Below are 23,204 nucleotides of genomic sequence, written 5' to 3'. Positions count from 1 at the left end.
CATGAACCGCCGAGGCGCAAGGCAAAACTTTTCAGTCAGGAGATACAGATGCCCCGCAAACTCGCCGAACGAGAACTCACCGAAGAAGGACCGCGCCGCAGTGGCACTGCTGCGCGCAAACGCCGCAGTGTGACGGTAAACCTTGCCGAGTGCCCGCTCACCTGGCTGCATGCGCGTGGGCATCTTACCGATCGCCAGTTCGATGCGGGTGAACGACTGCGTGCCGACTACGAGCGCGCCCAACTGGCCCGTTCGATCACGATGCGCTGGGATCCGGTGCGGGTCGACAATGGTCATAGCGATCACGATCTCACCACATCGGAACGCCAGATTGCGGCAAAGGATCGCTTCGATGGAGCAATGGCGGAGGCGGGGCCGGGGCTGCGCGACATTCTGTGGCGTATCGCCTGTGCGGGCGAGGGGCTGCCGGCGGCGGAAAAGGCGCTCGAATGGCCTGCCCGCAGCGGCAAGCTGGTGCTCAAGCTGGCGCTGGACCGGGTCGCGCATTTCTACCGGATCGTTTGAGGTTCAGGACTGTGTCAACTGCGTCAACTTCGTTTCGATTCCGCGCCGACAAGCTGAACAACACGCTGTCTCAGCTGCGGAATCGTTTCCGCTTCGAACCAGGGATTTTTGCGCATCCAGATCGCCGCGCGCCAGGCGGGGTGCGGTAGCGGCAGGAAGCAGGGCAAAAACTTGCGGAAATTGCGCACGCGTTCGGTCATCGAGAGTTTGCGCGCCTCAGGCAGATAGCGTGCCTGCGCGTAGGTGCCGACAAGCAGGGTCAGCCGGTTTTCCGGCAACATGTCGAGAATGCGATCGTGCCATTGCGGCGCGCATTCGGGGCGGGGCGGTTTGTCGCCTCCGCTGGCCTTGCCGGGATAGCAGAAGCCCATTGGCACCAGTGCCACGCGGGCCGGATCGTACATCTGCTCCTTGGTCAGACCGGTCCAGTCGCGCAGCCGGTCGCCGCTGGCATCGTCCCACGGAATGCCGCTTTCGTGGACCTTCGAACCTGGCGCCTGCCCGATGATAAGCAGTCGCGCGGTGGGCGAGAAACTGACAACCGGCCGAACGCCATGCGGGAGATGATCGGCACAGATCCGGCAGGCCGCGATCTCGGCCGGCAGGCTCATCCCTCGACCAGTTCGGCAAGCGCCAGCCAGCGCTCCTCCGCCGCATCCTTCTCGCTGCGGGCATTTTCGATACCCTTGGAAATATTGGCGAATTTCTGCGGGTCGGCTGTATAGAGGCCGGGATCGGAGAGGATTTCCTCGCCCTTGGCGATCGCCGTTTCAAGTTCCTCGATCCGCGACGGGAGCAGCTCGTAATCGCGCTGGTCTTTGTAGGACAGCTTGGTCGATTTGGGCGGGGGAGGGGGCGGGGCGGGCTTGTCAGGTGCCTTCTCGGCCCTTGCCTTGCCTGCGACGGGCTGACGGCGCTTGGTCTCCCAGTCCTCGTAACCGCCCGCGACCACGTCCACCTTGCCCGTCCCGTCAAGGCCGAGCGTGATGGTGACGGTGCGGTCGAGGAAGTCGCGGTCGTGGCTGACGATCAGCACGGTGCCTTCGTAATCGGCGATGACCTCTTGCAGCAGGTCGAGCGTCTCGAGATCGAGATCGTTGGTCGGCTCGTCGAGCACGAGCAGGTTGGATGCCTTGGCAAATTCGCGCGCCAGCAGCAGACGCGACCGTTCGCCGCCCGACAATACCCCGACCTTCATATCGACGATCTTCGGATCGAAGAGGAAGTCCTTGAGATAGGCCTGCACATGCTTGCGGTTGCCGCGCACGTCGATCCAGTCGCCGCCCTCGGCCAGCACCTGCCGCACGGTCTTGTCCGCGGTAAGGAGCTGGCGCTGCTGGTCGATCATCACACCGGTCAGCGTCTTGGCGATCTCCACCGTGCCGCTGTCGGGTTCGAGTTCGCCGGTGAGCATCTTCAAGAGCGTGGTCTTTCCCGCGCCATTGGCACCCACGATTCCGATCCGGTCGCCGCGCTGAATGCGCAGGCTGAACGGCCTGATGATCGCGCGCTCGCCATAAGATTTGGCGATGTCTTGCGCGACGATGACCGACTTGGACTTGAAGTCTTCTTCGGTCGCCAGCTTGAGCTTGGCGGTGCCCGCAGCACTGATCATCGAGGCGCGCTGCGCGCGCATCTGCCACAACTTCTCGAGCCGTCCCTGATTGCGCTTGCGCCGCGCAGTCACCCCGCGTTCGAGCCAGTGCGCCTCCAGCTTGAGCTTGGCGTCGAGCTTTTCCGCGGCGCGCGCTTCCTCGGCATAGACCTGTTCTTCCCACGCCTCGTAACCGCCGAAACCTACCTCCTTGCGTCGCAGGTTCCCGCGGTCGAGCCACAGGGTCGAGCGCGTGAGCCGCTTGAGGAAAGTCCGGTCGTGACTGATGACCAGAAACGCACCGCGATAGCGGTCGAGCCAGCTTTCCAGCCAGTCGATCGCGCCAAGGTCCAGGTGATTGGTCGGCTCGTCCATCAGCAGCAGGTCCGGATCCTGCGCCAGCGCGCGGGCAATGGCGGCGCGGCGCTTCTCGCCGCCGCTCGCGCCTTTCGTTTCGCGGCTCATGTCGATGCCGAGCTGGCCGGCAATGGCCTCGACCTCATGCTCCTGCGGCGCGTGGTCGCCCGCCAGCGCCCAGTCCATCAGCGTCGCATGGCCGGTGAGGTCGGGGTCCTGTTCGAGCAGCACGATACGCATGCCCGGCTTGGTCTTGCGCATGCCGCTATCGGTTTCGACCCGGCCGTCGATCATGCGGAACAGCGTGGTCTTGCCCACGCCGTTCCGCCCGATCAGCGCGATCCGGTCGCGCGGACCGATATGCAGGTCGAGCGGGTCGTGGTCCGGCCCGCCGAACAGCCATTTGCCGCCCTGCTGCAGGGCCATGCCTTCTAGGCTTAGGATGGGGGGCTGTGCCATAGGCCGGGCGAGGTAATCGCGCCGAGGCGGTCCGGCAAGTCTTCACCTCCGCGGTCATTGCGGGGAGCCGGAGGCGACGCGGCAATTCATGGCTCTGAGCCCGATATGGCAATTCGGTTAGAGAAAGCGAATGATGGGTTGCCGCGCCCACCCCGCGGGCGGGCTCGCAATGACTTAGTTGGCGCGAATGGCGCGTTGTTCCTCCGCCATGCGGGCGACATCGGCGAGCAGCTGGTGTGCGTCGTAGACGATGCCGTCCTTGACGGTCCAGCGCACGCCGCCGACCTGCTCGACCGCCCCGGTTTCGTAGTTGAGGCGCGTGTGACCGGTGCCGTACAGCACCTTGAGATTGGCGAGCGGATTTTCCGGTACGATGACGAGGTCGGCCAACTGACCTACGGCGATACGACCCATGGGCGGTTCCTGCCCGCGCGGTTCGTAGATTTCGCGCGCACCGTCCACGGTCGCGGCGCGGATAACGGCGAGCGGAGACAGCCCTGCCTCGCGCAGCATCTCAAGCTCGCCGATATAGGCGAAGCCCCAAGTCTGATAGATATAGCCCGGATCGGAGCCTGCCGTGATTCTGCCGCCGCGCTCGTGGAAATCCTTCGTCAGCGCAAACCATTTGGCGTAGAAATTGCGCCAAGCCACCTCGTCCTCGGTGCTCCAGTCCTTGTAATAGCTGCCATGATTGGTGGCGCTGGGGGCGTAGAAATCCATCAGCGACGGGATGGTATATTCCGCGTGCCAGTCCCGATTCCGCGCCGCCATCACGTCGCGGCTCGCGGAGTAGATGTTGAAGGTTGGGCTCAGCGTGACGCCGCTATCGACCAGAAAATCGACATAGTCGTTCCACTTCTCGCTTCCCGGCTCGACCGCTTGCGGAGCAAGCCGCGCCACCCAGGCGAAACGGGACTGCTCGTCGAAATAATTATAGTCCTCGGGATAGTAGGGCAGCCCATCCTTAAGCAGGCTTTCGAAATGGCCGTAGAAGTGCGTGACCCCGCCAAGGCCGAGTTCGGCTGCTTTGCGGGCGTTGACTTCGGCGACGCCCGTTTGCGCGAGGTGGGCGACAGTGCCCATCTGCTGCTGCTTCGCCTCGTCCAGGGCAGCACCCAGCACTTCCGGCGTGGCAGAGTTGAAGAACTTGATTCCCCAATAACCCTGCGTCTTGGCCCAGCGCACCCATTCGCGCGCCAGGGCGGGGGTGTCAGGGCTTCCGCCATCCCATTTATCTCCAAAGACGGCATAGGGGATCAGCCGCGGGGCGACGATGGTGTTGGCGGCGCTACGGCTGGCATCGGACAAGTCGGGCGTGCCGGGACCGAAATAGAAGCTTACGCCGCGAACGGTCGTAACACCGTGCGCAAGCCAGAGCTTGTAACCGTAAGAGGGCTGGGCCGCCTTGTCGGGATCGCCATTGTGGCCATGGGTATCGACGAAGCCGGGCAGGACATACATGCCCTGCGCATCCACTACGCGCTGCGCCGCCTGTGCCTCCGCCGTCGGCGCTCCACCCGGGTAGAGCGCGGCGATGCGATTGCCTTCGACCAGGATATCGACCGGCCCGGCAGGCGGCGCGCCGCTACCCTCGATCACTGTAGCCCCGCGGATCAGCAGTTTGCCGAAGGGTCCTTCGCCCTCGTTGCCGGCGCGCGCGGGCACCGGTTCCATTTGTGCGGCAACCGGTGGCGCCCCGATTGCGACCAATGCAGCTAGCGCGAGTTTCCAGGCTTTCATGTCTTCCCCCTTGTGCAACAGTCAGGGCTAGCGCGTTGTGCCGACCAAGAAAAGTGGGCAGACGATCGTTCAGCAAGCCGCAAAGCCGCACTGCAGATAGTGCGCGCGACGTATGAGGAGTAACCCATGATCCGTTTCGCGATTCCCGCCCTGGCAGCCGCTACAATTGCCTCGAATTCGCATGCCGCAGAGGTTCAGATCCAGTCGCAGGGCCCGGTCGTCGAACTTTCCGTGAGCGAAACCGTCGATGCCAAGCCCGATACCGTCAACATCAACGCTGGTGTGACCAGTCAGGCTGGCACTGCGGTCGAAGCCATGCGCCTGAATGCGCAGGAAATGACTGCCGTGATCGATCGCATAACGGCGCTCGGTATCGATGGCGACGATATCCAGACGAGCGGGATTAATCTGGGCGCGCAGTACGATTACGATCAGGCCACGCGTCGTCAGGTCTTTCGCGGATACCAGGCTTCGAACCGGGTGAATGTGACGCTACGGCAAGTGCCGCGGGCGGGTGAGGTGCTAGACGCCCTCGTTGCGGCCGGAGCGACCGATATCGGCGGCCCCAGCTTCTCCCTCGACGATGACACCTCGGCTAGGGCGCAAGCCCGTAGGGCCGCTTTCGACAAAGCGCGGACCCAGGCCGAAGAGTATGCGCGCTGGTCCGGTTTTTCCGGAGTCCGTCTACTTGAAGTCAACGAGTCAATCATGCCCGGCCAACCAGCCCCCTTTCTGGAGTCGAAGGCTCGGCAGACCATGGACGCCGCCGCTGCCCCGACGCCGGTCGAACCCGGACTTGTCGGCACCATGGTGTCGTTGACGGTCAAATTCGAGATGACGCGATAGGGCTGAACCGGCGCACTGGGCGGTATTCACATCTTGTTCAATGCCTGGGGGCTAGGCAAGTCAGCATCATGAAGCATGCTGTTGCATTCTTGCTGGCCTTCGGGCTCGTTGTCGGTCCGGTACTGTCCGAGCCCGCCTTCGCGCAGCGCCGGTCCGAACAGGGCGAAGCGCGGCGCGAGATGAATGCCGGCAACATTCTTCGTCTGCGCGATATCGAAGCGCGGATATTGCCGACGATGAAGGGCGCCGAATATCTCGGCCCGGCCTACGACCCGACAGCCATGGCTTATCGTCTCAAGTTCATCGAAGATGGCCGCGTGATGTATGTCGATGTCGATGCGCGCACCGGCAAGGTATTGCGGCGCAGCCGCTGATCGTCGGGCATAGCGTGGTGAGGGAAACTCCGTTCAGGTTGACGCGTTCATCTACATGAACGAAACGCTTAGCGAACTATCCGAGGACGGACATCTATGAGGATACTGATCGTCGAGGACGAGCCTACGCTCGGCCTGCAACTCAAATCGACGCTCGAGCAGAACGGTTATGCTGTTGACCTTTCCACCGATGGCGAGGACGGCCACTTTCTCGGCAGTACCGAGGATTACGATGCGGTCATCCTCGATCTCGGCCTGCCCGAGATCGACGGCCTGACCGTGCTCGGGATGTGGCGCAAGGAGGGACGCAAGTTCCCGGTGCTGGTGCTGACCGCGCGCGACAGTTGGAGCGACAAGGTGGCAGGTCTCGATGCAGGCGCCGACGATTACCTCGCCAAGCCATTCCAGACCGAAGAGCTGATCGCGCGCCTGCGCGCGCTCATTCGTCGCGCTTCGGGCAACACGTCCAGCGAACTGACCGCCGGGGACGTACGCCTCGACACTCGGTCGGGCCGCGTCACGCTGAACGGCGAACCCGTCAAGCTGACCGCGCAGGAATACAAGTTGCTGAGCTACCTGATGCACCACAAGGGCAAGGTGGTCAGCCGCACCGAACTGATCGAGCATATCTACGATCAGGATTTCGACCGCGATTCGAATACGATCGAGGTTTTTGTCACGCGCATTCGCAAGAAACTGGGCGCTGACGTGATTACGACGATCCGTGGACTCGGTTACAGCCTCGACGACCCCGCCGACCAGCCGCGCGCCTGACGATGATGGCAGCGACGCCGCGGCGGCCGGGGGCATCCGGTCGATCGCTGTGTCTGCCGACGGTCCGGTAACGGTGGCGAAGCCGCCGGAGAGACGCAGTCTTGCGCGGCGGATGATGGTGATCGCCGCCTTGTGGATAGGCATACTGCTGCTCGGCGGCGGTTTCGCGCTCGACCGAACGCTGGTGCGGCTGGTCGAGGACAATTTCGACGAACAACTCGAATACGTGCAGACGGCACTGATCTCTTCTGCCGAGATAGACAGTTTCGGCGATGTGCAATTGTATCGTTCGCTAGGCGACCAGCGTTTTCTCGAACCCAATAGCGGCGTCTACTGGCAGGTTTCCGGAGAGGGGCATCAGCCTTTCCCAAGTCGCAGCCTGTGGGACCGCAGTCTCGCGCTGCAGGGCGATCATGTCGATACGGATCCGCATTTCTACGATTCCGATCAGTTCGCAAACGAGCCCCTGCGCATTGTCGAGCGGACCGTCATTCTGCCCGACAGCGACACCAGATGGACGTTCGCCGTGGCCTCGGCGCGTGGAGAACTTGACTATCAGATCAGCCGCATCCGCTCGATTCTTATCTGGAGTTTCGCTGCGCTGGGGCTGGGGTTAATGACCCTTGCAGTGCTGCAAAGCTGGTATGGCCTTTCGCCTCTGCGCCGCGTGCGAAACGCCATACAGGTCATGCGGAACGAAGGGGCCAACCGGATCAAGGAACCTTTGCCGCTCGAGGTCGAACCACTGGTCGAGGAAATAAATGCGCTGCTGGCGCATACCGAACAACAGGCGGAGGAGGCGCGGATGCATGCCGGCAACCTCGCGCATGCGCTGAAGACGCCGCTCACGGTTCTGACCAACGCCGCGACTGCGCATGACCCCAAGCTGTCCGATCTGGTCTGCCGGGAAACAAAAACGATGCAGCGCCACGTCGAACATCATCTTGCGCGGGCCCGCGCGGTAGGTCGCCGGGCCAGTGGCCATTCCAGGGCCGAGGTCTGGCCCAGCGCAGAAAGCGTGTTGCGGGCGGTCACGCGCATCTACGACGAAACGCGTTTCGATCTCGATGGCAACCGCAGCGCCGCTGTTTCGATCGAACGTCAGGATCTCGACGAAATTCTCGGCAATCTGATCGAGAACGCTGCCAAATATGGCGGCGGAAGCGTGTTCGTGACCATTGATGCAGAACGGACTTCGGACAAATGCGTTATCTGGATCGAGGATGACGGCATGGGCATTCCAGAGGCCGAACGCACGCGCATATTCGACCGCGGGGCACGTCTCGATACCGGCAAGCCTGGGACCGGACTGGGCCTCGCTATCGTCCGCGATGTGGCGGAAATCTATGGCGGTACGGTCGAATTGGGCGAAAGCGAGGATCTGGGGGGGCTTCTCGTCGAGCTTACGCTGCCCCGAAGTTCGATCTGACGCCGATCAGCGCGAGGCCGCCTGTTCGTGGTGGCGGATCACCTCGTCGATGATGAAGCGCAGGAATTTCTCGCTGAACTCCGGATCGAGTTCGCTTTCTTCCGCCAGCCTGCGCAGCCGCGCGATCTGTTCCTGCTCGCGCGCGGGGTCGGCCGGGGGCAGTGTGACCTTGGCTTTGTATTCCCCCACCGCCTGAGTGATCCGGAAACGCTCGGCCAGCATGTGGATCAGAGCGGCATCGATATTGTCGATGCTCTTGCGAAAACCCGCAAGGACGCGGTCGGGCTTGGTCGAGCTGGTCATGCGATCAGGCTAACGATAATTCCCGTCTTGCCAAGAAAGCTTGGGCAGACCATGGCCAAGCCGAAATGTCTGCCGACGTAATCCCCCTGAAGCGCAAGGAGCCGGAAGGCTCGATCGAACCCATGCTGGCGCTGACCGCCAATGGCATGAATCAGGTCAACCAGGTCATCCTCGAACGGATGCAGAGCGAAGTGCCGCTGATCCCGGCCTTGGCGGGTCACCTGATTTCGGGCGGCGGCAAGCGGCTGCGCCCGATGCTCACGCTCGCGGGTGCGGAACTGGTCGGTTACAGCGGGACGCGCCACTATAAGCTCGCCGCTGCGGTGGAGTTCATTCACACTGCCACCTTGCTGCATGACGATGTCGTCGATGGCAGCGATCTGCGGCGCGGGAAGGCGGCCGCCAATATCATCTATGGCAATCCGGCGACCGTGCTCGTCGGCGATTTCCTGTTCAGCCGGTCGTTCGAATTGATGACCGAGGATGGCAGCCTCAAGGTCCTCAAGATCCTTTCCGGCGCCAGCGCGATCATTGCCGAAGGCGAGGTCGACCAGCTGACCGCGCAGCGCAAGATCGACACCAGCGAACAGCGCTATCTCCAGATCATCCGCGCCAAGACCGCGGCGCTGTTTGCTGCCGCAAGCCGGATCGCCGCCGTGGTCGCCGAATGTGACGATGAGCAGGAACAGGCGCTCGACGAATATGGACGCAACCTCGGGGTTGCCTTCCAGCTCGTCGACGACGCGCTCGACTACGATTCCAACGCGGCCGCTATGGGGAAGGATCGGGGCGACGATTTCCGCGAAGGCAAGATGACCTTGCCCGTCATTCTGGCCTTTGCCCGTGGGAGCGAGGAAGAGCGCGAATTCTGGAAGGCGGCGATTGGCGGTTTCCGCACGAGCGACGACGATCTGGAACACGCAATCGCGCTGATCGACCGCCACAATGCGGTTGCCGACACCAAGGCCCGCGCGCGGCATTTCGCCCAGAGGGCGATTGATGCGCTGTCGATATTTCCAGATGGCAGGGCACGTCGGGCAATGACTCAGGCTGCGCTTTTCGCGGTAGCGCGGGGGTATTGAATAGATCACATCATCCGCGCGAGAGCTGGGATCGCCAGCGGCTTGACGGTTCATTTGACACCGATCCGAGCTTTCACAGGGATGACGACGTGATAGGGCGCCCTCGTGAGTTACGATCTACCGATCTATTCCGTTCTGCCCGATCTGCTCGCGGCTTTGCGCAAGCAGACCGGTGCAGTGCTCGTCGCGCCTCCGGGAGCAGGTAAGACAACGGCAGTTGCCCCGGCGCTGATCGGCGAAGAATGGTGCACCGGCACGATCATCCTGACCTCGCCGCGAAGGGTTGCCGCGCGCGCAGCGGCCGAAAGGATGGCAGAAATGCTGGGCGAAAAACCCGGCGAAACTATCGGCTATCTCACCCGCCTCGACAGCAAGCGGTCGTCTCGAACACAGGTGCTGGTGGTGACCGAGGCGATCTTCGTCAATACGATCCTCGCCGATCCGGAGCTTACAGGCATTTCCGCAGTGCTGTTCGACGAGGCGCATGAACGGCATCTCGACAGTGACCTCGGCCTGGCTCTTGCGCTGGAAAGCCGCGGAGTGCTGCGCGAGGATCTGCGTGTGCTGGTCATGTCGGCGACCATCGACGGGGCGCGTTTCGCCCAGCTGCTGGGCCAAGACACGGCCATCGTCGAAAGCGAGGGCGGGGCGTATCCCCTGCGGATCGAATGGCTCGGCTCGTCGCCGCAATTGCCGGTGGAAGATGCCGTGGCGCAGGCCGTCGCCACCGCTTGGCGAGAGGAAGATGGCGACATTCTTGCCTTCTTGCCCGGTGTGCGCGAGATCGAACGCGTGCGAGAGCGGTTGGAAACGCGCCTGCCTTCCGCCCTCACGCTTCCGCTACATGGACAGGTCGATCCGGCGGGCCAGCGGGCTGCGATCCGGCGCGATCCCGCGGGCCACCGGCGGATCGTACTGGCGACTGCCATTGCCGAAACATCGCTGACCCTCGACGGTGTAACGGTGGTGGTCGATGCCGGACTCTCGCGGCGTGCCGAATTCGACCGCGCGGCGGGCACCACGCATCTCGTGACCCATCGCGCCAGCCAGGCCGCCGCGGCGCAGCGTGCCGGGCGTGCCGCGCGTCAGGGCCCGGGTGTTGCCTATCGCCTGTGGGAAGAGGGCGGGCACGGCGGGCGGCAGCCTTACGATCCGCCCGAAATGGTCACCGCCGACCTCGCGCCCCTGGTGCTGGGCCTTGCGCAATGGGGTACGGTCGATCCCGCTAGCCTCCAATGGCTCGATCCGCCGCCTGTCGCATCGGTTTCCGCCGCACGCTCCACGCTGGAGGCGCTGGGCGCGCTCGATAGCGAGGGGCGCATCACTGCGCGCGGTGAGCAATTGGCCGGGCTCCCGCTCGACCCGCGGGGCGCGGCAACCATCCTGTTCGGGGCCGGGCACGGGGCAGAGGCGCAGGCGGCACAGATTGCGCTGCTGCTCCAGGAGCGCGGGCTTGGTGGGCGTGGGGAAGATCTCGAAGCGCGCCTGTCGCGCTGGAAAGCCGACCGCAGCGCGCGGGCCGAGGCGAGCCGCAAACTGGCTGGCAGATGGGCGAGATCGGCGCGGGGGCTTATCGGGGCCCAGGCCGCGCAAAACGGGGACGAACCACCTCTTGGTATTCTCCTCGCCGCAGGACGTCCCGAGTTTATCGCCAAACGCCGCGATGCCAGTGGGGAAAACTGGATCGCCGCCGGAGGCAGGGGGTTCGTACTCGATACCGCATCGCCACTGGCCCGCGCGCAATTTCTCGTCGTCGGCGATGCGCAGGGACAGGCAAAAGGGGCGCGAATTACTGCTGCCATTGCTCTCGAGGAAGCCGATCTCGAGCGCTGGCTGCCGGATCGAATAGAACGCCGACAGGTGTTGCGGTGGACGGGCGATCGGGTGGAGGCGCTGCTCGAACGCAGGCTGGGTGCCATCACTCTGGCGCGGGGACCGGATCCGACGCCCGATGCCCAGGCGATTGTGGACATGCTTGTGGATAAAGCACTGGAAAACCCGGCAGAACTCCTTCCGGCAGAATTGCTTGCGCGCGCAAGCTATGCCGGTGTCGAAGGGCTGGCGAGCGTCGGGCTGGCCCAAACGGCCGATCTCTGGCTCGCGCCTCTACTGCAGGGGCGGCGCGATCTGAACCTACCCAAGGGCAAGCTTGTCGATGCCTTGCTGGGCCAGCTCGACTGGGACAGCCGCCAGCGGCTCGACCGGCTGGCGCCGCGCGAATTCACCTCGCCCGCCGGAACTACGCACCGAATAGACTACACCGGCGACGATACGCCGAGCGTCGAGGTGCGCGTGCAGGCGCTGTTCGGGCTCGAGCGCCATCCCGTGGTGGGCGACACACCGCTCTTGCTCAAGCTCACCAGCCCTGCCGGACGGCCGATCCAGTCGACCCGCGACCTACCCGGCTTTTGGCGCGGTAGCTGGACCGATGTGCGCAAGGACATGAAGGGTCGCTATCCCAAACACCGCTGGCCTGAGGAACCTTGGGCGGAAAAGCCGAGTTTGAAGACGAAGAACGCCTTTTCACGCTCGGAAGGTTGAATTACAGGGCTGTTCATGACCGCGAGAATCTACCAGCGACCGAAAAACGCGATGCAGTCGGGCAAGGCCCGCACCGATGAATGGGTGCTCGAATTCGAGCAGTCCGAAGCACGCCGCGCCGATCCGCTGATGGGCTGGACCGGCAGCAGCGACACTCAGGCGCAGGTTCAGTTGAATTTTCCCACGAAGGATGAGGCCAGAGCCTATGCCGAGAAATACGGCATTGCCGCGCGCGTCTACGCAACGCCGCCTAAAGGTCTCAAGCTGCAGGCTTACGCCGACAATTTTCGGTAATTGATTTTTTGACTACCCGGCGCCATATGGCGCGCCGGGAGTCGGTCGGACGTTTGCGTTCGCTCACCGGGTCAGGTCCGGAAGGAAGCAGCCCAGGTGGATTGCGGCGGGTCGGTCGGCTCCTCTTTCACCCACAATTCGTGCTCATGGCAGCATGACATTCGCGCCTTCAGCGCCTACCTAAACCTGTATGGGTGATTCACCGGACAATCCAGACGGCCTCCCGTGGGAGAGCGCGGCCGACGAGGCTGACGCACCGAGCGCGGCGGAACTCGAGGATGCCGGACAGGAATCGATGTTCGGTGCCGACCAGCCCCGTTCGGCGGCCGATCATACGCTCGATCCGCACGTTTCTGCACCTTCGGACCCGGCTCAGCCCTATCGCGTGCTGGCGCGGAAATATCGCCCGCAGACCTTTGCCGAACTCATCGGACAAGAAGCGATGGTGCGCACTTTGGCCAACGCCATTGCCCGCGACCGGCTGGCTCACGCCTTTCTGATGACGGGGGTGCGCGGGGTCGGGAAGACCTCCACCGCGCGGCTTATCGCCAAGGCCCTGAACTGCATTGGGCCAGACGGAAATGGCGGCCCGACGATAAGCCCCTGCGGCGTGTGCGAGCCTTGCCGCGCCATCGCGGAAGGCCGCCATATCGACGTGATCGAAATGGACGCGGCATCGCATACCGGTGTCGACGACGTGCGCGAGATCATCGAAGCGGTGCGCTACGTCGCCGTATCGGCGCGCTACAAGATCTACATCATCGACGAAGTCCACATGCTCTCCCGCAATGCTTTCAATGCCTTGCTGAAGACACTTGAGGAACCGCCGGCGCATGTGAAATTCCTCTTCGCGACCACCGAGGTAGAGAAGCTCCCGGTCACCGTGCTCAGCCGCACCCAGCGGTTCGATCTCCGGCGCATCCCGGTCGAAATGCTCGAAAGCCACTTTGCCGAGATCTGCCGCAAGGAAGGCGTCGAGGCCGATCCCGAGGCGCTTCACATCGTCGCCAACGCTGCCGAAGGGTCGGTTCGCGATGGTCTCTCGATTCTCGATCAGGCAATCGCGCATGCCGATCTCGATACCGAGGGCAAGGTCACTGCCGCGCGCGTTCGCGACATGCTCGGTCTCGCCGACAAGGGCGCGCAGCGCAGGCTGTTCGGCCACATCCTGGAGGGCGAGGGTAAGGCACTGCTCGAGGCGATCGACGAACAATATGCTCTTGGAGTCGAGCCTCTGGCATTGATGCGGGCGCAGATGGACCTCGCGCACCGCATCACGGTCGCGCAAGTGTCCAGCGGCGAGCCCGAGGGGGCGAGCGCAGACGAACGCGAGCAATTGGCCGAGTGGTCGGGGCGGCTTCCAGCAGGCCAGCTTCACCGTCTCTGGCAGCTATTCCTGAAGGCCCACGAAGAGGTCCGCCTCGCACCCGATCCACTGGTCGCGCTCCGCATGGCATTGCTGCGCACGCTCCATGCCGGGCAGTTGCCGGATCCGGGCAAGCTGGCGAAGAGGATCGAGGCACTGGCCGAAGCTGGCCCCGCACTCGCACCGAGATCCGCAGAAGGAGTTGCCGAACCTGCCGCTGCGCCGCAAGCTTCTCTGGACTGGCAGGAAATGGTCGATGCGATCGATAATTCGGGCCTGATGCAGGAAGCGAGTATCATGCGCCTTCAGGTCCGGGTGGTCGAACTGTCCGATGGCATGCTTCGCTATGGTCGCGATGCCAAGTTTTCGGACGACATAGCGCCCGTTCTGAGAGAAGCGCTGCACCGGCATACGGGCAAACGTTGGTCGGTGGAGGAAATCGGCGGAGGCGCCGGTTCTCCGTCGTTGGTGGAAGTACAGGAGGCCGAGCGCGAAGCGGCAGCCGCCGCGACCCGTGCGCATCCGCTTGTGAAGGCCGCTTTGGATGCTTTCCCGAATGCCGAATTGATCGATGATGGCGGCGCACCCCCCCAACGCCGCGAAGTACCTTGGAGTAGAAAAGCATGAATATGGAAGAGATGCTCGCGCAGGCTCAGAAGGCTGCCGAAACAATCCAGAAGCAGATGGGCGATGCTCAGGCCAAGCTAGACGAGATCGAGGTCGAGGGTACGGCTGGCGGAGGACTCGTCAAGGTTCGCGCAACCGCGCGTGGCCGCATCCTTGGTGTCGCGATCGACGAAAGCATGATGAAGCCTGAAGAAAAGCAGATGGTCGAGGATCTTGTCACTGCCGCGTTCAACGACGCCCGCGACCGCGCAGATCGCGTATCGGCCGAGGAGATGGCGAAAATCCAGCAGGGCGTGGGCCTGCCGCCGGGCTTCAAACTTCCCGGGATGTAGCGTCGGGCATCGCATATGACGACCGCGCGTTGCAACGGCCGTTCAAGTGGGCATCCGAGGAAGTTGGCCGGGATCGTGAAAGCGCTGTTAACAACACATTAGGTGATTGGGCGTAGACGGTTAAGTCCAACTATCGTCGAGCCCAAAGTGAAGCGCGAATTACTTCTCACCTCCGTTGCAGCGTTTGCGTTCACGGGTTCTTCGTCTGCCAGCGCGCAGGCGACACTAACCCCGACGGTGGAGGTCATCGACGGTTGTACGGTACTTACAGCCGAAATGTTTTTCGATGTCAGCGCCGGAGCAGGGGCAGGACCGATCGATAGCAGCGCCCGAATAGACATCGAATGCACGCGTCTCGCGATCTATCGGGTCGATATGAATTTGGGGAGCAACGCTGCTGGCACACAGCGGAGAATGCGAAACCCTTCAGGTGACGTCATTCCCTATGGAATTTATCGCAACGCTGCCAGAACACAGACTTGGGGCAGTGGTTGGGGCAGCGCGCCTTGGGGCCTCGCGCTTGGGTTGGGGCGAGCAAGCCTGACCGCATATGGCAGGATCAACTCGGTCCCGGCCAATCTGTCTCCCGGTGTCTACGAGGATATCGTAACAGTCAGCATTACGTTCTGACGTTCAGGAATATGCACGTCCTCTGCGTTGTAAAGCAGTCGCAGTTACCCTAGCGGGGATGGGGGCTTCCCAGACGTGCTGTTCGGCATCGCCGCAGCACGCGCCCGCGATATAGCTGAAGTCTGCGCTTGGCGATCAGCCTCATCCACATGACTTTTGTCCGTGGCGTTGCGGAGTTGGGTGGGCCTCACCATATTCCTCGGGAACGGTCTTTCCAGACCCCGAACGGAATTGATTGATGACCCAGACTTATCCCCTTCTTCCACTGCGCGATATCGTGGTGTTCCCCGGCATGGTGGTTCCACTGTTTGTCGGTCGGGACAAATCGGTCGCAGCGCTGGAAGCAGCCATGGAAGGCAGCAAGGATATCTTCCTGCTGGCCCAGCTCGATCCCGGATGCGACGATCCAGAGCGTGACGATCTGTTCGACGTGGGGGTGATCGCCCAGGTGCTTCAGCTACTCAAGCTGCCCGATGGCACTGTTCGGGTTCTCGTGCAGGGTACGTCGCGCGCAGCGCTCGAAGAGCTTGCATCGCGGTGTGAGCATGTGGAAGCGACTGTTCTGGCGCAGGACGAAATCACGGCGTCCGGTAGCGAAGTGACAGCCATGATGCGGCAGGTCGTGGAGCGGTTCGGCGAATATGCGAAACTCAACAAGAAGCTGGGCGAAGAGGCTGCCGACCAATTGGGCGATATCGACGATGCGGGCGAGCTGGCCGATACCATCGCTGCCGCGATAAACGCCAAGGTTTCCGATAAGCAGGCTTTGCTGGTTGAAAGGGACCCCCTCAAGCGGCTTGAAATGGTCATGTCCTACATGGAGGGTGAGCTTTCGGTGCTTCAGGTAGAACGCCGTATCCGAGGCCGCGTCAAGCGGCAGATGGAACGGACCCAGCGCGAATATTACCTCAATGAACAATTGAAGGCGATTCAGAACGAGCTGGGCGGCGATGAGGATGGCAGCAACGAGATTGCCGAGCTCACTGAAAAGATCGCCAAGACCAAGCTTTCCAAGGAAGCCCGCGAAAAGGCCGAAGCGGAGCTGAAGAAGCTCAAGGCGATGCAGCCGATGAGCGCCGAGGCAACCGTAATTCGAAACTATCTCGACGTGCTGCTAGGGCTGCCGTGGGGCAAGAAAAGCAAAGTCAAAAAGGACATTGGCAAGGCGCAGGAAGTGCTCGATGCCGATCATTACGGACTTGAGAAGGTCAAGGACCGAATCATCGAATACCTCGCTGTGCAAGCGCGAACACGCAAGCTGAAGGGGCCAATCCTGTGCCTCGTTGGTCCGCCCGGCGTCGGCAAGACCTCGCTTGGCAAAAGCATCGCCAAGGCCACCGGCCGCCAGTTCGTGCGCCAGTCGCTCGGAGGAGTGCGCGACGAGGCCGAAATCCGGGGGCACCGCCGTACCTATATCGGCTCGCTTCCCGGCAAGATCGTGACCAACCTGAAGAAGGCAGGCAAGATCAACCCGCTATTCCTGCTCGACGAGATCGACAAGCTGGGACAGGATTTCCGCGGCGATCCGGCGTCGGCGCTGCTTGAAGTCCTCGATCCGGAGCAGAATGCCAAGTTCCAGGATCACTACCTCGAACTCGATCTGGATCTGTCGGACATCATGTTCGTAACGACCGCAAACAGCCTAAACCTGCCGCAACCTCTGTTAGACCGCATGGAGATCATCCGGCTTGAGGGCTATACCGAGGACGAAAAGGTCGAGATAGCCAAGCGACATCTGCTGCCCAAACAGATCGGGGAGCATGGCCTCAAGAAGAGCGAGTTCGAGCTTACTGAAGATGGACTGCGCGACCTCATCCGTTTCTACACACGCGAGGCCGGCGTTCGGACTCTTGAGCGCGAACTGGCGCGGCTGGCACGCAAGAGCCTGCGGAAGATACTCGAAAAGGAGGTCCAGAGCGTAACGATCACGCCCGAAAACCTTAGCGACTTTGCCGGGGTGCGCAAATTCAAGCACGGCATGAGCGAGGACGAGCCGCAGGTTGGCGCCGTGACCGGTCTTGCCTGGACGGAGGTCGGCGGCGAACTGCTGACTATCGAGAGCGTGACCACTCCAGGCAAGGGCGAAGTCAAGACGACCGGCAAGCTTGGTGAGGTCATGAACGAGAGCGTTGCGGCGGCTTTCAGCTTCGTCAAAGCGCGCGCGCCGCACTACGGGATTAAGCCGAGCCTTTTCCAGCGCCGCAATATCCACATTCACCTGCCGGAAGGTGCAGTGCCCAAGGACGGGCCGAGCGCTGGCGTCGGCATGGTGACTTCGATCGTTTCAACGCTGTCAGGCGTACCCGTACGAGCAGACGTGGCAATGACAGGCGAAGTCACGCTGCGCGGCCGCGTTCTCGCGATCGGCGGTCTGAAAGAAAAACTGCTGGCCGCGCTTCGTGGCGGGATCAAGAAGGTTCTTATTCCGGAAGAAAACGTCAAGGATCTTGCCGAGATTCCGGCCAATGTGAAGGACGGCTTGGAAATTATTCCCGTCGGTCATGTCGATGAGGTGCTGGCACATGCCTTGTGCAGCGTGCCGGAACCTATCGAGTGGACAGAGGCTGACGATTTGGCGAGCCAGCCCGATCATTCCCATCGGGCGCCGGCCACGACGGCGCATTAACAAAAGGCAGACTACCGAGTCGCGAATCGAAGGGCTCTTGCAATCCTGCAAGAGCCATCCGTGTTGGGGTGCAGTGCAGCATTGCGTGAAGAATTGACGCTTCACCCTAATTTTTCCGGCTTTGGCCCCGGAAACCCGCGTTTCTGGCAGAATTTGCCTTTGACACTGCTTCCAAAAATCTCTCAATTCGTGCGCCTTCGCCCAAGCGATTCAGCCAATTCGATTTGATGATTAAGAACAAGGGGGTTTCTCTAATGAACAAGAACGACCTGATCAGCGCAGTTGCCGATTCCAGCGGTCTTTCGAAAAGCGATGCGTCGGGCGCCGTCGAAGGTGTGTTTGATGCCATCACCAAGGCCCTGTCGAGTGGTGACGAAGTGCGCCTGGTCGGCTTCGGCACGTTCTCGGTTGCCAAGCGCAAGGCCTCGACGGGTCGTAACCCGCGCACTGGCGAACCGATGACCATCAAGGCGTCTAACCAACCGAAGTTCAAGGCTGGCAAGGGTCTCAAGGACTCCGTCAACTAACCCGAGCTCCCTGACCGGCGCTGCAACACCTCGCGGCGCAAAACCGGGAACTGACATCCGCCGCGCCCTCCATATCGGAGTGCGCGGCGTTTTCTTTTGGCTCAGTCGAATGCGATCAGCGCCGTCGGAGCTTGTGCGGTGGTGGGGCCGACTTTCCATGACAGCGCCTGGCCGGCGGAATGCCGTACAGGGCCTTCATCGGTATTGTTGGCGAGTATCTTGCCGTCAGTGATGATCGTGAAGATACCGTCCGGTATGACGATCTTCGGCATTTCACCGTCCTTGTCCGCTTCCGACATGGCCGCCAGGGTGGCAAGCGGTGCTCCGCCCAACATCGGATTGGGATCCTTCTGGCCGTTGAAGGCCGGAGCATCGATACGCACCTGGCGTCCCTTGCGCAGGTTGACGCTGACGAATGCGTTCGCACTCGGTATGCCTTCGAAGGTCGGGAACACGAAGTCATGACCGAGAGTGCCGGAAATGCGGAATGCCACTTGGAACAGTCCGTCTCCCTTGTATTCGACCTTGTCCCAGCCGCGTTGCCGCTCGAGCCGCTTGGCAAACTCCCGCGCGGCCTCAGGATTGGATGGATCGATGCCGCCCAGAAATGCGCGCATCTGTTCTGTTTCGCGCGCCTTGCTAGCCCGCCGATGTTCGGCGTGTGCGTCCCATTCCGCTCTCTGTTCGGAAATCTCTTCTTCCGTGCACTCGCGCAGGTCGAAGTTATCGTCGAAGCATTCGGCTTCGAACGCCTCGTCACCACCCTCGGCCATCGCTGCCAGCTTGCTCAACGCGAGCATCTGGATTTCGCCATCATAGGTGAAAACGAACTCGTCGTTGGCGAGAAGCCGCAACTCGCTCGCAAATTTTCCGGGCAACAACATGCAGCCGCCAAGCACCAGCGGTGCCAATAGTGCGATCAGTATCCGCATCCAGTTTCCCCCCTATGTCCCACGTCATCTAGTAGCGATCGCATATAGCGCGATGGCGCCGGCATTGGACACGTTGAGGCTTTCGATCTGGTCACCGATGGGGAGCCGCGCCAACGCATCGCAATGCGTTTCGATGTTGTGGCGCATTCCTTCTCCTTCCGCACCCAGGACGAGAGCGACGGGGCCGGCCGGGAGCGCCTCCGCAAGCGTCGCCTGCGCTGCGCCGGTAAGACCGATCCGCCAATATCCCGCTTCGGCCATCTGTTCGAGCGCCCGAGCAAGATTGACCACCCGTACCCATGGCAGCACTTCCAGCGCACCGGATGCGGACTTGCCGATCACCCCTCCTTCCGGAGGAGCGTTGCGGTCTTGCGTGACGAGTGCGGCCGCTCCGAACGCCGCTGCCGACCGCATGATCGCCCCGACATTGTGCGGATCGGTGACCTGATCGAGTACGACGACGGGGCGGTCGGCGTCGCCGCTCAACACTTCGTCAAGATGGATATCTTCAAGGGGTGCGCATTCCAGCACCAGCCCTTGATGCGGTGCGTCCTTGGCGACCAGACGCGCGAGGTCCTGCACGTCCGCGTATTCAAGTGGAAAATCGGCTGGCAGTTCGCCGTCCAGAGACTCGATAGCCTCGCGCGTGGCCCACAGCTTGCGATGGACACGATCGGGGTTCTTCAGCGCCGCCTCGACTGCATGGCGACCCCAGAGACGAACCTGTCCGCTGCTCGCCCGGCCGCTGCCACGCCCGCCTTTCATCCGGCCTGCACGTCCTCTGAGCGCTCGCTTGCGTTCACCCTTCGCCATCACTTCTGTCCTGTCCTCAGCATTGGTGGCGGCCTGTGCCAGCGAGGGCATTGACAGGCAAGCGCTGCTTCGCCAAAGGGGCGCCTCTCGGCACGGGATCGGCATACGATCCCTCGATTTCCTCAGTGAAATGGCCCGTGTGGACAGGTGGCCGAGTGGTTAAAGGCAGCAGACTGTAAATCTGCCCGCGCAAGCGTACGCTGGTTCGAATCCAGCCCTGTCCACCACCGCCCTTTAAGGTGTTGTAAGGCCAAGAAAACCGCAGAAATCAGTGGGTTTTGTCCAATTGGGTGCTACAATCGTAGCATGAAGGACGACCCGATGCATCTAAGTCAGAATAGCCATGGTGTGTGGTATTATCGCAGGCCGGTAACCCTTGAGGATCAGCGGTTTTGGTTCGGGAAGAGCGGTCAGCCGAAAAAGGAATGGAGCCGCTCACTTCGTACCAAGGACAAATCGACCGCAAAATCTCTGATGCACGAGGCTGCGCGGCTCTATGAGGAAGAGCGAGCCAAGCAATTCGAGCGGAATGCGGCACTGGCGGGTCTAGCAACAGAACAGGAGACCCGGAGGGCGCGGGAGGAGCGTGAAGCTCATGAGGCGTTCTTGGCCGCTCAAGAGAAGCGGCAAGATGAGCCGGAGCGCCGCGAGGTGCGGTTGCTTTACCGGCAGTTTCGCAAGCTCTCTACCCAACAGCTTCCCCCAGATAGGGCGGCTGCGATTGACGTTATGAAGGAATTGGACGCCGACCTCTCCCAAGCCAATGAGACCATTGCGTATCTGGAGGCTCGTATCAGAGACATGGGAGGCGTTCCGATTACAAGCGCCAGCCCCGACATTGCTCATCAAAGCGGCGGGCCTTCGCTGGAAAGCATCCTCTTAGCCTATGAGGCCGACAAGTCCCCTGCATGGTCGGCGTCCACCCGTAAGGCCCTCGTGCCCGTATTCCGCCTCCTGCGCGACGTGTACCCCGGCAGAGCAGCGGGCAGCATAACGCGACAGGAAGCCCGTGAGCTGGTGGCCATGCTTCAAAAGGTGCCTACCCAGATTGGCAAGCGGAAGGAACTGCGGGGCCTTGCGGTGCCCGAGGCGGTCGAAAAGAACGCCGCCCTAGGGTTCCCCACTCTTCGGCCCAAGACGATCAATGACGGGTATCTGCTGCACATCGCGTCGATATGGAACTGGGCCGCTCGGGAGCTGCTCGTCACGGGCAACCCCTTTACCGGCCTGACGGTCCCCGATCCTGTGGCCGATAGGGACCGGCGTGATCCTTTCTCCCCGGCACAACTCTCTGCGTTGTTCTCCTCCACCCCGTGGAACCTGCCATGGGCAAAGGATCGGGATCGCCCTGGCGCGTACTGGGTGCCGCTAATCTGCCTGTTCAACGGGCTGCGGAATGGCGAGGCTTGCGGGCTACGCGTCGAGGACGTTTATGAGGTGGAGGGTCAGTCGGTGCTGCATGTCCGCGAGTACGAGGGGCGGACGATTAAAACACCGGAGGCAAGGGCAGAGCTGCCAATCCACCCGGAACTGCTGCGGCTAGGCTTCATGGATTTCGTCGCCGATCAACGGAAGGCTGGCGCGGTTGGCCTGTTCCCTGATGGCAAACCTAGCAACCGGGGTCAGCACGGGGCCAAGCTGGGCGAGCGTTTCAGCGCCCATGTCCGCGCGCTGGGCCTTGAAGGCACGAAGCTGGGCATGCACTCATTCCGGCATAACTTTGAAGACGCCCTACGCGCGGCAGAAATTGCCCCTCGCACTGCACTCGCTTTGGCTAGGCGAAAGGAGCCGGGGTCTGGCGATGGCTACGGCGACGGTCTTTCGATGCGGCAAAAATCCAAGGCGCTGGCGAAGATTCAATATGCCAGCCTAGACCTTTCGCACCTCTCTATTCGGAACGCTGACCGATGAAAGGTGACTGGTCGGACTATGAGAACCGAGGAGACGCAAAGGGCATCAGACTGGAGTTCATAGCATTAGCAATCGTGTCGGCCTTTGGCGTCGGATTATCGCTCCTACTGTGGCTGATTTAGTCTTGCCATCGTTCCTGTAATGTTCCAATCAATTCGATGTGGCCCGACGATCTACCCCGCAGCGCAAGACGGATGAAAAGGCGTTCCCCATCCGGGTGAAATTTACAATCCCTCCATTCGGGACCGCTCGGGTAGCGCCGCACATGGACGAATGGTTACAGCAGAAGGTAGGCCAAGGCCGCTTCGCCGTTCATGGCACCGAAGCCATCGCAATGAATGCTTTTGCAGTTCATTTTGTCGCGTTGAAGGACGCGTTGGCCTTCGCCCAGGCGCATCCCAATCTGGAGCTTGCCGACTGCACCCGGAACATCTCCTACACTTCGCCTTACAAGCGCGCAGATTGACAGCTCGCCGAAGCGCGCGCAGCAGTCGGACCTATGTGCAATCACTACAAAAACCACCCCGAAGCGATTTCCACTTGGGCGGAATACATCGGTGCTGCCCATAGGGATGACGAGTTCAGCGAAATCAAAATTGACGTGTGGTCCCGGAAGCAAGGGATCGTTGCAAGGGATCATAGCGGAGAGCGCATTCTAGACACGATGCAATGGGGTGTGCCCCTCAAGATGAAAGGGAAGCGCCCCGGCAGTACTGTCACCAAGCGCATTACCAATGTCCGCAACCTCAAAAGCCCGTTCTGGCGGTCGATGCTCGCGGAGCCATCAAACCGGTGTCTGGTCCCGTTCAACGAGTTCGCCGAACCAAAGCCAAATGCGGGACGCGAGGAATGCTGGTTCAAGGTCAGCGATGCGGAGGTTTCTGCCTTTGCGGGCATTTGGCGGGAGACGGAGGAAGGCCCTGCCTATGCCTTTCTGACCTGCGAGCCAAACCCGCTTGTTGCACCGATCCATCCCAAAGCGATGCCGGTTATCCTGCATCCCGAGGATTACAACCGTTGGCTAGCGGGCGACGATGCAGGAGGTTTTGCCGAACCGTTCCCATCGCAATTAATGGACCTGACAAAAGAATAGCCCTCCAAGCGATCCCGTGAGGGGCCGCC

Annotated in this window: 22 protein-coding genes, 1 tRNA gene and 1 other RNA gene; 18 read left to right on the top strand and 6 right to left on the bottom strand. The window is 61.9% G+C overall.

What is annotated here, in order from left to right:
- Positions 1–48 precede the first annotated feature (48 nt).
- Positions 49–525: a DUF6456 domain-containing protein gene (locus K3174_RS10645; protein ID WP_221558253.1), complete on the top strand. Its 477-nt coding sequence runs from the start codon at positions 49–51 to the stop codon at positions 523–525.
- Positions 526–548: 23 nt separating this feature from the next.
- On the opposite strand, the gene K3174_RS10640 is transcribed toward K3174_RS10645, so the two are convergent.
- The 3 genes from K3174_RS10640 to K3174_RS10630 all read right to left on the bottom strand — a co-directional run bounded on the left by K3174_RS10640 (position 549) and on the right by K3174_RS10630 (position 4,675).
- Positions 549–1,136, bottom strand: a complete 588-nt coding sequence (locus tag K3174_RS10640) for a uracil-DNA glycosylase family protein (RefSeq protein WP_221558251.1) — start codon at positions 1,134–1,136, stop codon at positions 549–551.
- Positions 1,133–2,935: an ABC-F family ATP-binding cassette domain-containing protein gene (locus K3174_RS10635; protein WP_221558250.1), complete on the bottom strand. Its 1,803-nt coding sequence runs from the start codon at positions 2,933–2,935 to the stop codon at positions 1,133–1,135. The genes K3174_RS10640 and K3174_RS10635 overlap by 4 nt, the downstream gene beginning before the upstream one ends.
- Before the next feature lie 174 nt (positions 2,936–3,109).
- A complete protein-coding gene (locus K3174_RS10630; RefSeq protein ID WP_221558249.1) occupies positions 3,110–4,675 on the bottom strand; it encodes an amidohydrolase family protein in 1,566 nt (521 codons plus the stop codon).
- A gap of 126 nt (positions 4,676–4,801) precedes the next feature.
- On the opposite strand from K3174_RS10630, the gene K3174_RS10625 reads away from it, so the two are divergent.
- The 4 genes from K3174_RS10625 (at position 4,802) to K3174_RS10610 (ending at position 8,098) form a co-directional block, all read left to right on the top strand.
- Positions 4,802–5,521 carry an SIMPL domain-containing protein gene (locus K3174_RS10625; RefSeq protein WP_221558248.1) on the top strand — a complete coding sequence of 240 codons (720 nt, stop codon included), beginning with the start codon at positions 4,802–4,804 and terminating at the stop codon, positions 5,519–5,521.
- A 68-nt stretch (positions 5,522–5,589) separates the two neighbouring features.
- Positions 5,590–5,895 carry a PepSY domain-containing protein gene (locus K3174_RS10620; protein WP_221558247.1) on the top strand — a complete coding sequence of 102 codons (306 nt, stop codon included), beginning with the start codon at positions 5,590–5,592 and terminating at the stop codon, positions 5,893–5,895.
- Between the two features lie 96 nt (positions 5,896–5,991).
- Positions 5,992–6,669 (top strand): response regulator transcription factor, encoded by a 678-nt coding sequence (locus tag K3174_RS10615; RefSeq protein WP_221558246.1) that lies wholly within the window; start codon positions 5,992–5,994, stop codon positions 6,667–6,669.
- Positions 6,620–8,098, top strand: a complete 1,479-nt coding sequence (locus tag K3174_RS10610; RefSeq protein WP_425594432.1) for a sensor histidine kinase — start codon at positions 6,620–6,622, stop codon at positions 8,096–8,098. Before K3174_RS10615 ends, K3174_RS10610 begins: the two co-directional genes overlap by 50 nt.
- A 6-nt stretch (positions 8,099–8,104) precedes the next feature.
- Here K3174_RS10610 and K3174_RS10605 read toward each other — a convergent pair whose 3' ends face one another.
- Positions 8,105–8,401 carry a chorismate mutase gene (locus tag K3174_RS10605; RefSeq protein WP_221558245.1) on the bottom strand — a complete coding sequence of 99 codons (297 nt, stop codon included), beginning with the start codon at positions 8,399–8,401 and terminating at the stop codon, positions 8,105–8,107.
- Positions 8,402–8,466: 65 nt separating this feature from the next.
- Here K3174_RS10605 and K3174_RS10600 point away from each other — a divergent pair, with 65 nt between their 5' ends.
- The 9 genes from K3174_RS10600 to K3174_RS10560 all read left to right on the top strand — a co-directional run bounded on the left by K3174_RS10600 (position 8,467) and on the right by K3174_RS10560 (position 18,426).
- A complete protein-coding gene (locus tag K3174_RS10600; RefSeq protein WP_221558244.1) occupies positions 8,467–9,483 on the top strand; it encodes a polyprenyl synthetase family protein in 1,017 nt (338 codons plus the stop codon).
- 105 nt (positions 9,484–9,588) lie between these two features.
- A complete protein-coding gene (gene hrpB, locus K3174_RS10595) occupies positions 9,589–12,024 on the top strand; it encodes an ATP-dependent helicase HrpB (protein WP_221558243.1) in 2,436 nt (811 codons plus the stop codon).
- A gap of 15 nt (positions 12,025–12,039) precedes the next feature.
- Positions 12,040–12,318 (top strand): ETC complex I subunit, encoded by a 279-nt coding sequence (locus K3174_RS10590; protein WP_221558242.1) that lies wholly within the window; start codon positions 12,040–12,042, stop codon positions 12,316–12,318.
- A gap of 34 nt (positions 12,319–12,352) precedes the next feature.
- An RNA gene (gene ffs / locus K3174_RS10585) (signal recognition particle sRNA small type) lies at positions 12,353–12,447 on the top strand.
- Between the two features lie 61 nt (positions 12,448–12,508).
- A complete protein-coding gene (locus K3174_RS10580) occupies positions 12,509–14,311 on the top strand; it encodes a DNA polymerase III subunit gamma/tau (RefSeq protein WP_221558241.1) in 1,803 nt (600 codons plus the stop codon).
- Positions 14,308–14,643, top strand: coding sequence for a YbaB/EbfC family nucleoid-associated protein (locus K3174_RS10575; protein WP_221558240.1), 336 nt, complete (start codon positions 14,308–14,310; stop codon positions 14,641–14,643). The genes K3174_RS10580 and K3174_RS10575 overlap by 4 nt, the downstream gene beginning before the upstream one ends.
- A 147-nt stretch (positions 14,644–14,790) precedes the next feature.
- On the top strand, positions 14,791–15,273 hold the full coding sequence (locus tag K3174_RS10570) for a Csu type fimbrial protein (RefSeq protein ID WP_221558239.1): 483 nt from the start codon (positions 14,791–14,793) through the stop codon (positions 15,271–15,273).
- A 238-nt stretch (positions 15,274–15,511) separates the two neighbouring features.
- A complete protein-coding gene (gene lon, locus K3174_RS10565) occupies positions 15,512–17,899 on the top strand; it encodes an endopeptidase La (protein ID WP_221558238.1) in 2,388 nt (795 codons plus the stop codon).
- Positions 17,900–18,153: 254 nt separating this feature from the next.
- Positions 18,154–18,426 carry an HU family DNA-binding protein gene (locus tag K3174_RS10560; RefSeq protein ID WP_221558237.1) on the top strand — a complete coding sequence of 91 codons (273 nt, stop codon included), beginning with the start codon at positions 18,154–18,156 and terminating at the stop codon, positions 18,424–18,426.
- A gap of 101 nt (positions 18,427–18,527) precedes the next feature.
- Here the strand turns inward: K3174_RS10560 and K3174_RS10555 are convergent, their stop codons facing one another.
- Both K3174_RS10555 and rlmB read right to left on the bottom strand, forming a co-directional pair.
- The gene (locus K3174_RS10555; RefSeq protein WP_221558236.1) at positions 18,528–19,358 is read right to left on the bottom strand and encodes a hypothetical protein; all 831 of its coding nucleotides are present in this window, start codon (positions 19,356–19,358) and stop codon (positions 18,528–18,530) included.
- A 24-nt stretch (positions 19,359–19,382) separates the two neighbouring features.
- Entirely contained in the window at positions 19,383–20,171 is a 789-nt protein-coding gene (rlmB, locus tag K3174_RS10550) for a 23S rRNA (guanosine(2251)-2'-O)-methyltransferase RlmB (RefSeq protein ID WP_221558403.1), read from the bottom strand.
- A gap of 141 nt (positions 20,172–20,312) precedes the next feature.
- Here rlmB and K3174_RS10545 point away from each other — a divergent pair.
- The 4 genes from K3174_RS10545 to K3174_RS10530 all read left to right on the top strand — a co-directional run bounded on the left by K3174_RS10545 (position 20,313) and on the right by K3174_RS10530 (position 23,175).
- A tRNA-Tyr gene (locus K3174_RS10545) sits at positions 20,313–20,398 on the top strand.
- Positions 20,399–20,477: 79 nt separating this feature from the next.
- Positions 20,478–22,082 (top strand): site-specific integrase, encoded by a 1,605-nt coding sequence (locus tag K3174_RS10540; protein WP_221558235.1) that lies wholly within the window; start codon positions 20,478–20,480, stop codon positions 22,080–22,082.
- A gap of 265 nt (positions 22,083–22,347) precedes the next feature.
- Positions 22,348–22,548, top strand: coding sequence for a hypothetical protein (locus tag K3174_RS10535; protein WP_221558234.1), 201 nt, complete (start codon positions 22,348–22,350; stop codon positions 22,546–22,548).
- Positions 22,549–22,581: 33 nt separating this feature from the next.
- Positions 22,582–23,175 (top strand): SOS response-associated peptidase family protein, encoded by a 594-nt coding sequence (locus K3174_RS10530; RefSeq protein WP_221558233.1) that lies wholly within the window; start codon positions 22,582–22,584, stop codon positions 23,173–23,175.
- Positions 23,176–23,204: the final 29 nt, after the last annotated feature.

It is taken from the genome of Qipengyuania qiaonensis, assembly GCF_019711515.1.
In the GTDB taxonomy this organism is placed as follows: Bacteria; Pseudomonadota; Alphaproteobacteria; order Sphingomonadales; family Sphingomonadaceae; genus Qipengyuania; species Qipengyuania qiaonensis.
Note: the sequence above shows the minus strand (reverse complement) of the source record. Positions and strands in the feature narration are given on the sequence as shown.

Coding starts and splice junctions, on each gene's coding strand:
- K3174_RS10645 (WP_221558253.1), top strand. CDS start 49: ATGCCCCGCAAACTCGCCGAACGAGAACTCACCGAAGAAGGACCGCGC.
- K3174_RS10640 (WP_221558251.1), bottom strand. CDS start 1,136: ATGAGCCTGCCGGCCGAGATCGCGGCCTGCCGGATCTGTGCCGATCAT.
- K3174_RS10635 (WP_221558250.1), bottom strand. CDS start 2,935: ATGGCACAGCCCCCCATCCTAAGCCTAGAAGGCATGGCCCTGCAGCAG.
- K3174_RS10630 (WP_221558249.1), bottom strand. CDS start 4,675: ATGAAAGCCTGGAAACTCGCGCTAGCTGCATTGGTCGCAATCGGGGCG.
- K3174_RS10625 (WP_221558248.1), top strand. CDS start 4,802: ATGATCCGTTTCGCGATTCCCGCCCTGGCAGCCGCTACAATTGCCTCG.
- K3174_RS10620 (WP_221558247.1), top strand. CDS start 5,590: ATGAAGCATGCTGTTGCATTCTTGCTGGCCTTCGGGCTCGTTGTCGGT.
- K3174_RS10615 (WP_221558246.1), top strand. CDS start 5,992: ATGAGGATACTGATCGTCGAGGACGAGCCTACGCTCGGCCTGCAACTC.
- K3174_RS10605 (WP_221558245.1), bottom strand. CDS start 8,401: ATGACCAGCTCGACCAAGCCCGACCGCGTCCTTGCGGGTTTTCGCAAG.
- K3174_RS10600 (WP_221558244.1), top strand. CDS start 8,467: ATGTCTGCCGACGTAATCCCCCTGAAGCGCAAGGAGCCGGAAGGCTCG.
- K3174_RS10590 (WP_221558242.1), top strand. CDS start 12,040: ATGACCGCGAGAATCTACCAGCGACCGAAAAACGCGATGCAGTCGGGC.
- K3174_RS10580 (WP_221558241.1), top strand. CDS start 12,509: ATGGGTGATTCACCGGACAATCCAGACGGCCTCCCGTGGGAGAGCGCG.
- K3174_RS10575 (WP_221558240.1), top strand. CDS start 14,308: ATGAATATGGAAGAGATGCTCGCGCAGGCTCAGAAGGCTGCCGAAACA.
- lon (WP_221558238.1), top strand. CDS start 15,512: ATGACCCAGACTTATCCCCTTCTTCCACTGCGCGATATCGTGGTGTTC.
- K3174_RS10560 (WP_221558237.1), top strand. CDS start 18,154: ATGAACAAGAACGACCTGATCAGCGCAGTTGCCGATTCCAGCGGTCTT.
- K3174_RS10555 (WP_221558236.1), bottom strand. CDS start 19,358: ATGCGGATACTGATCGCACTATTGGCACCGCTGGTGCTTGGCGGCTGC.
- rlmB (WP_221558403.1), bottom strand. CDS start 20,171: ATGGCGAAGGGTGAACGCAAGCGAGCGCTCAGAGGACGTGCAGGCCGG.
- K3174_RS10540 (WP_221558235.1), top strand. CDS start 20,478: ATGAAGGACGACCCGATGCATCTAAGTCAGAATAGCCATGGTGTGTGG.
- K3174_RS10535 (WP_221558234.1), top strand. CDS start 22,348: ATGGACGAATGGTTACAGCAGAAGGTAGGCCAAGGCCGCTTCGCCGTT.
- K3174_RS10530 (WP_221558233.1), top strand. CDS start 22,582: ATGTGCAATCACTACAAAAACCACCCCGAAGCGATTTCCACTTGGGCG.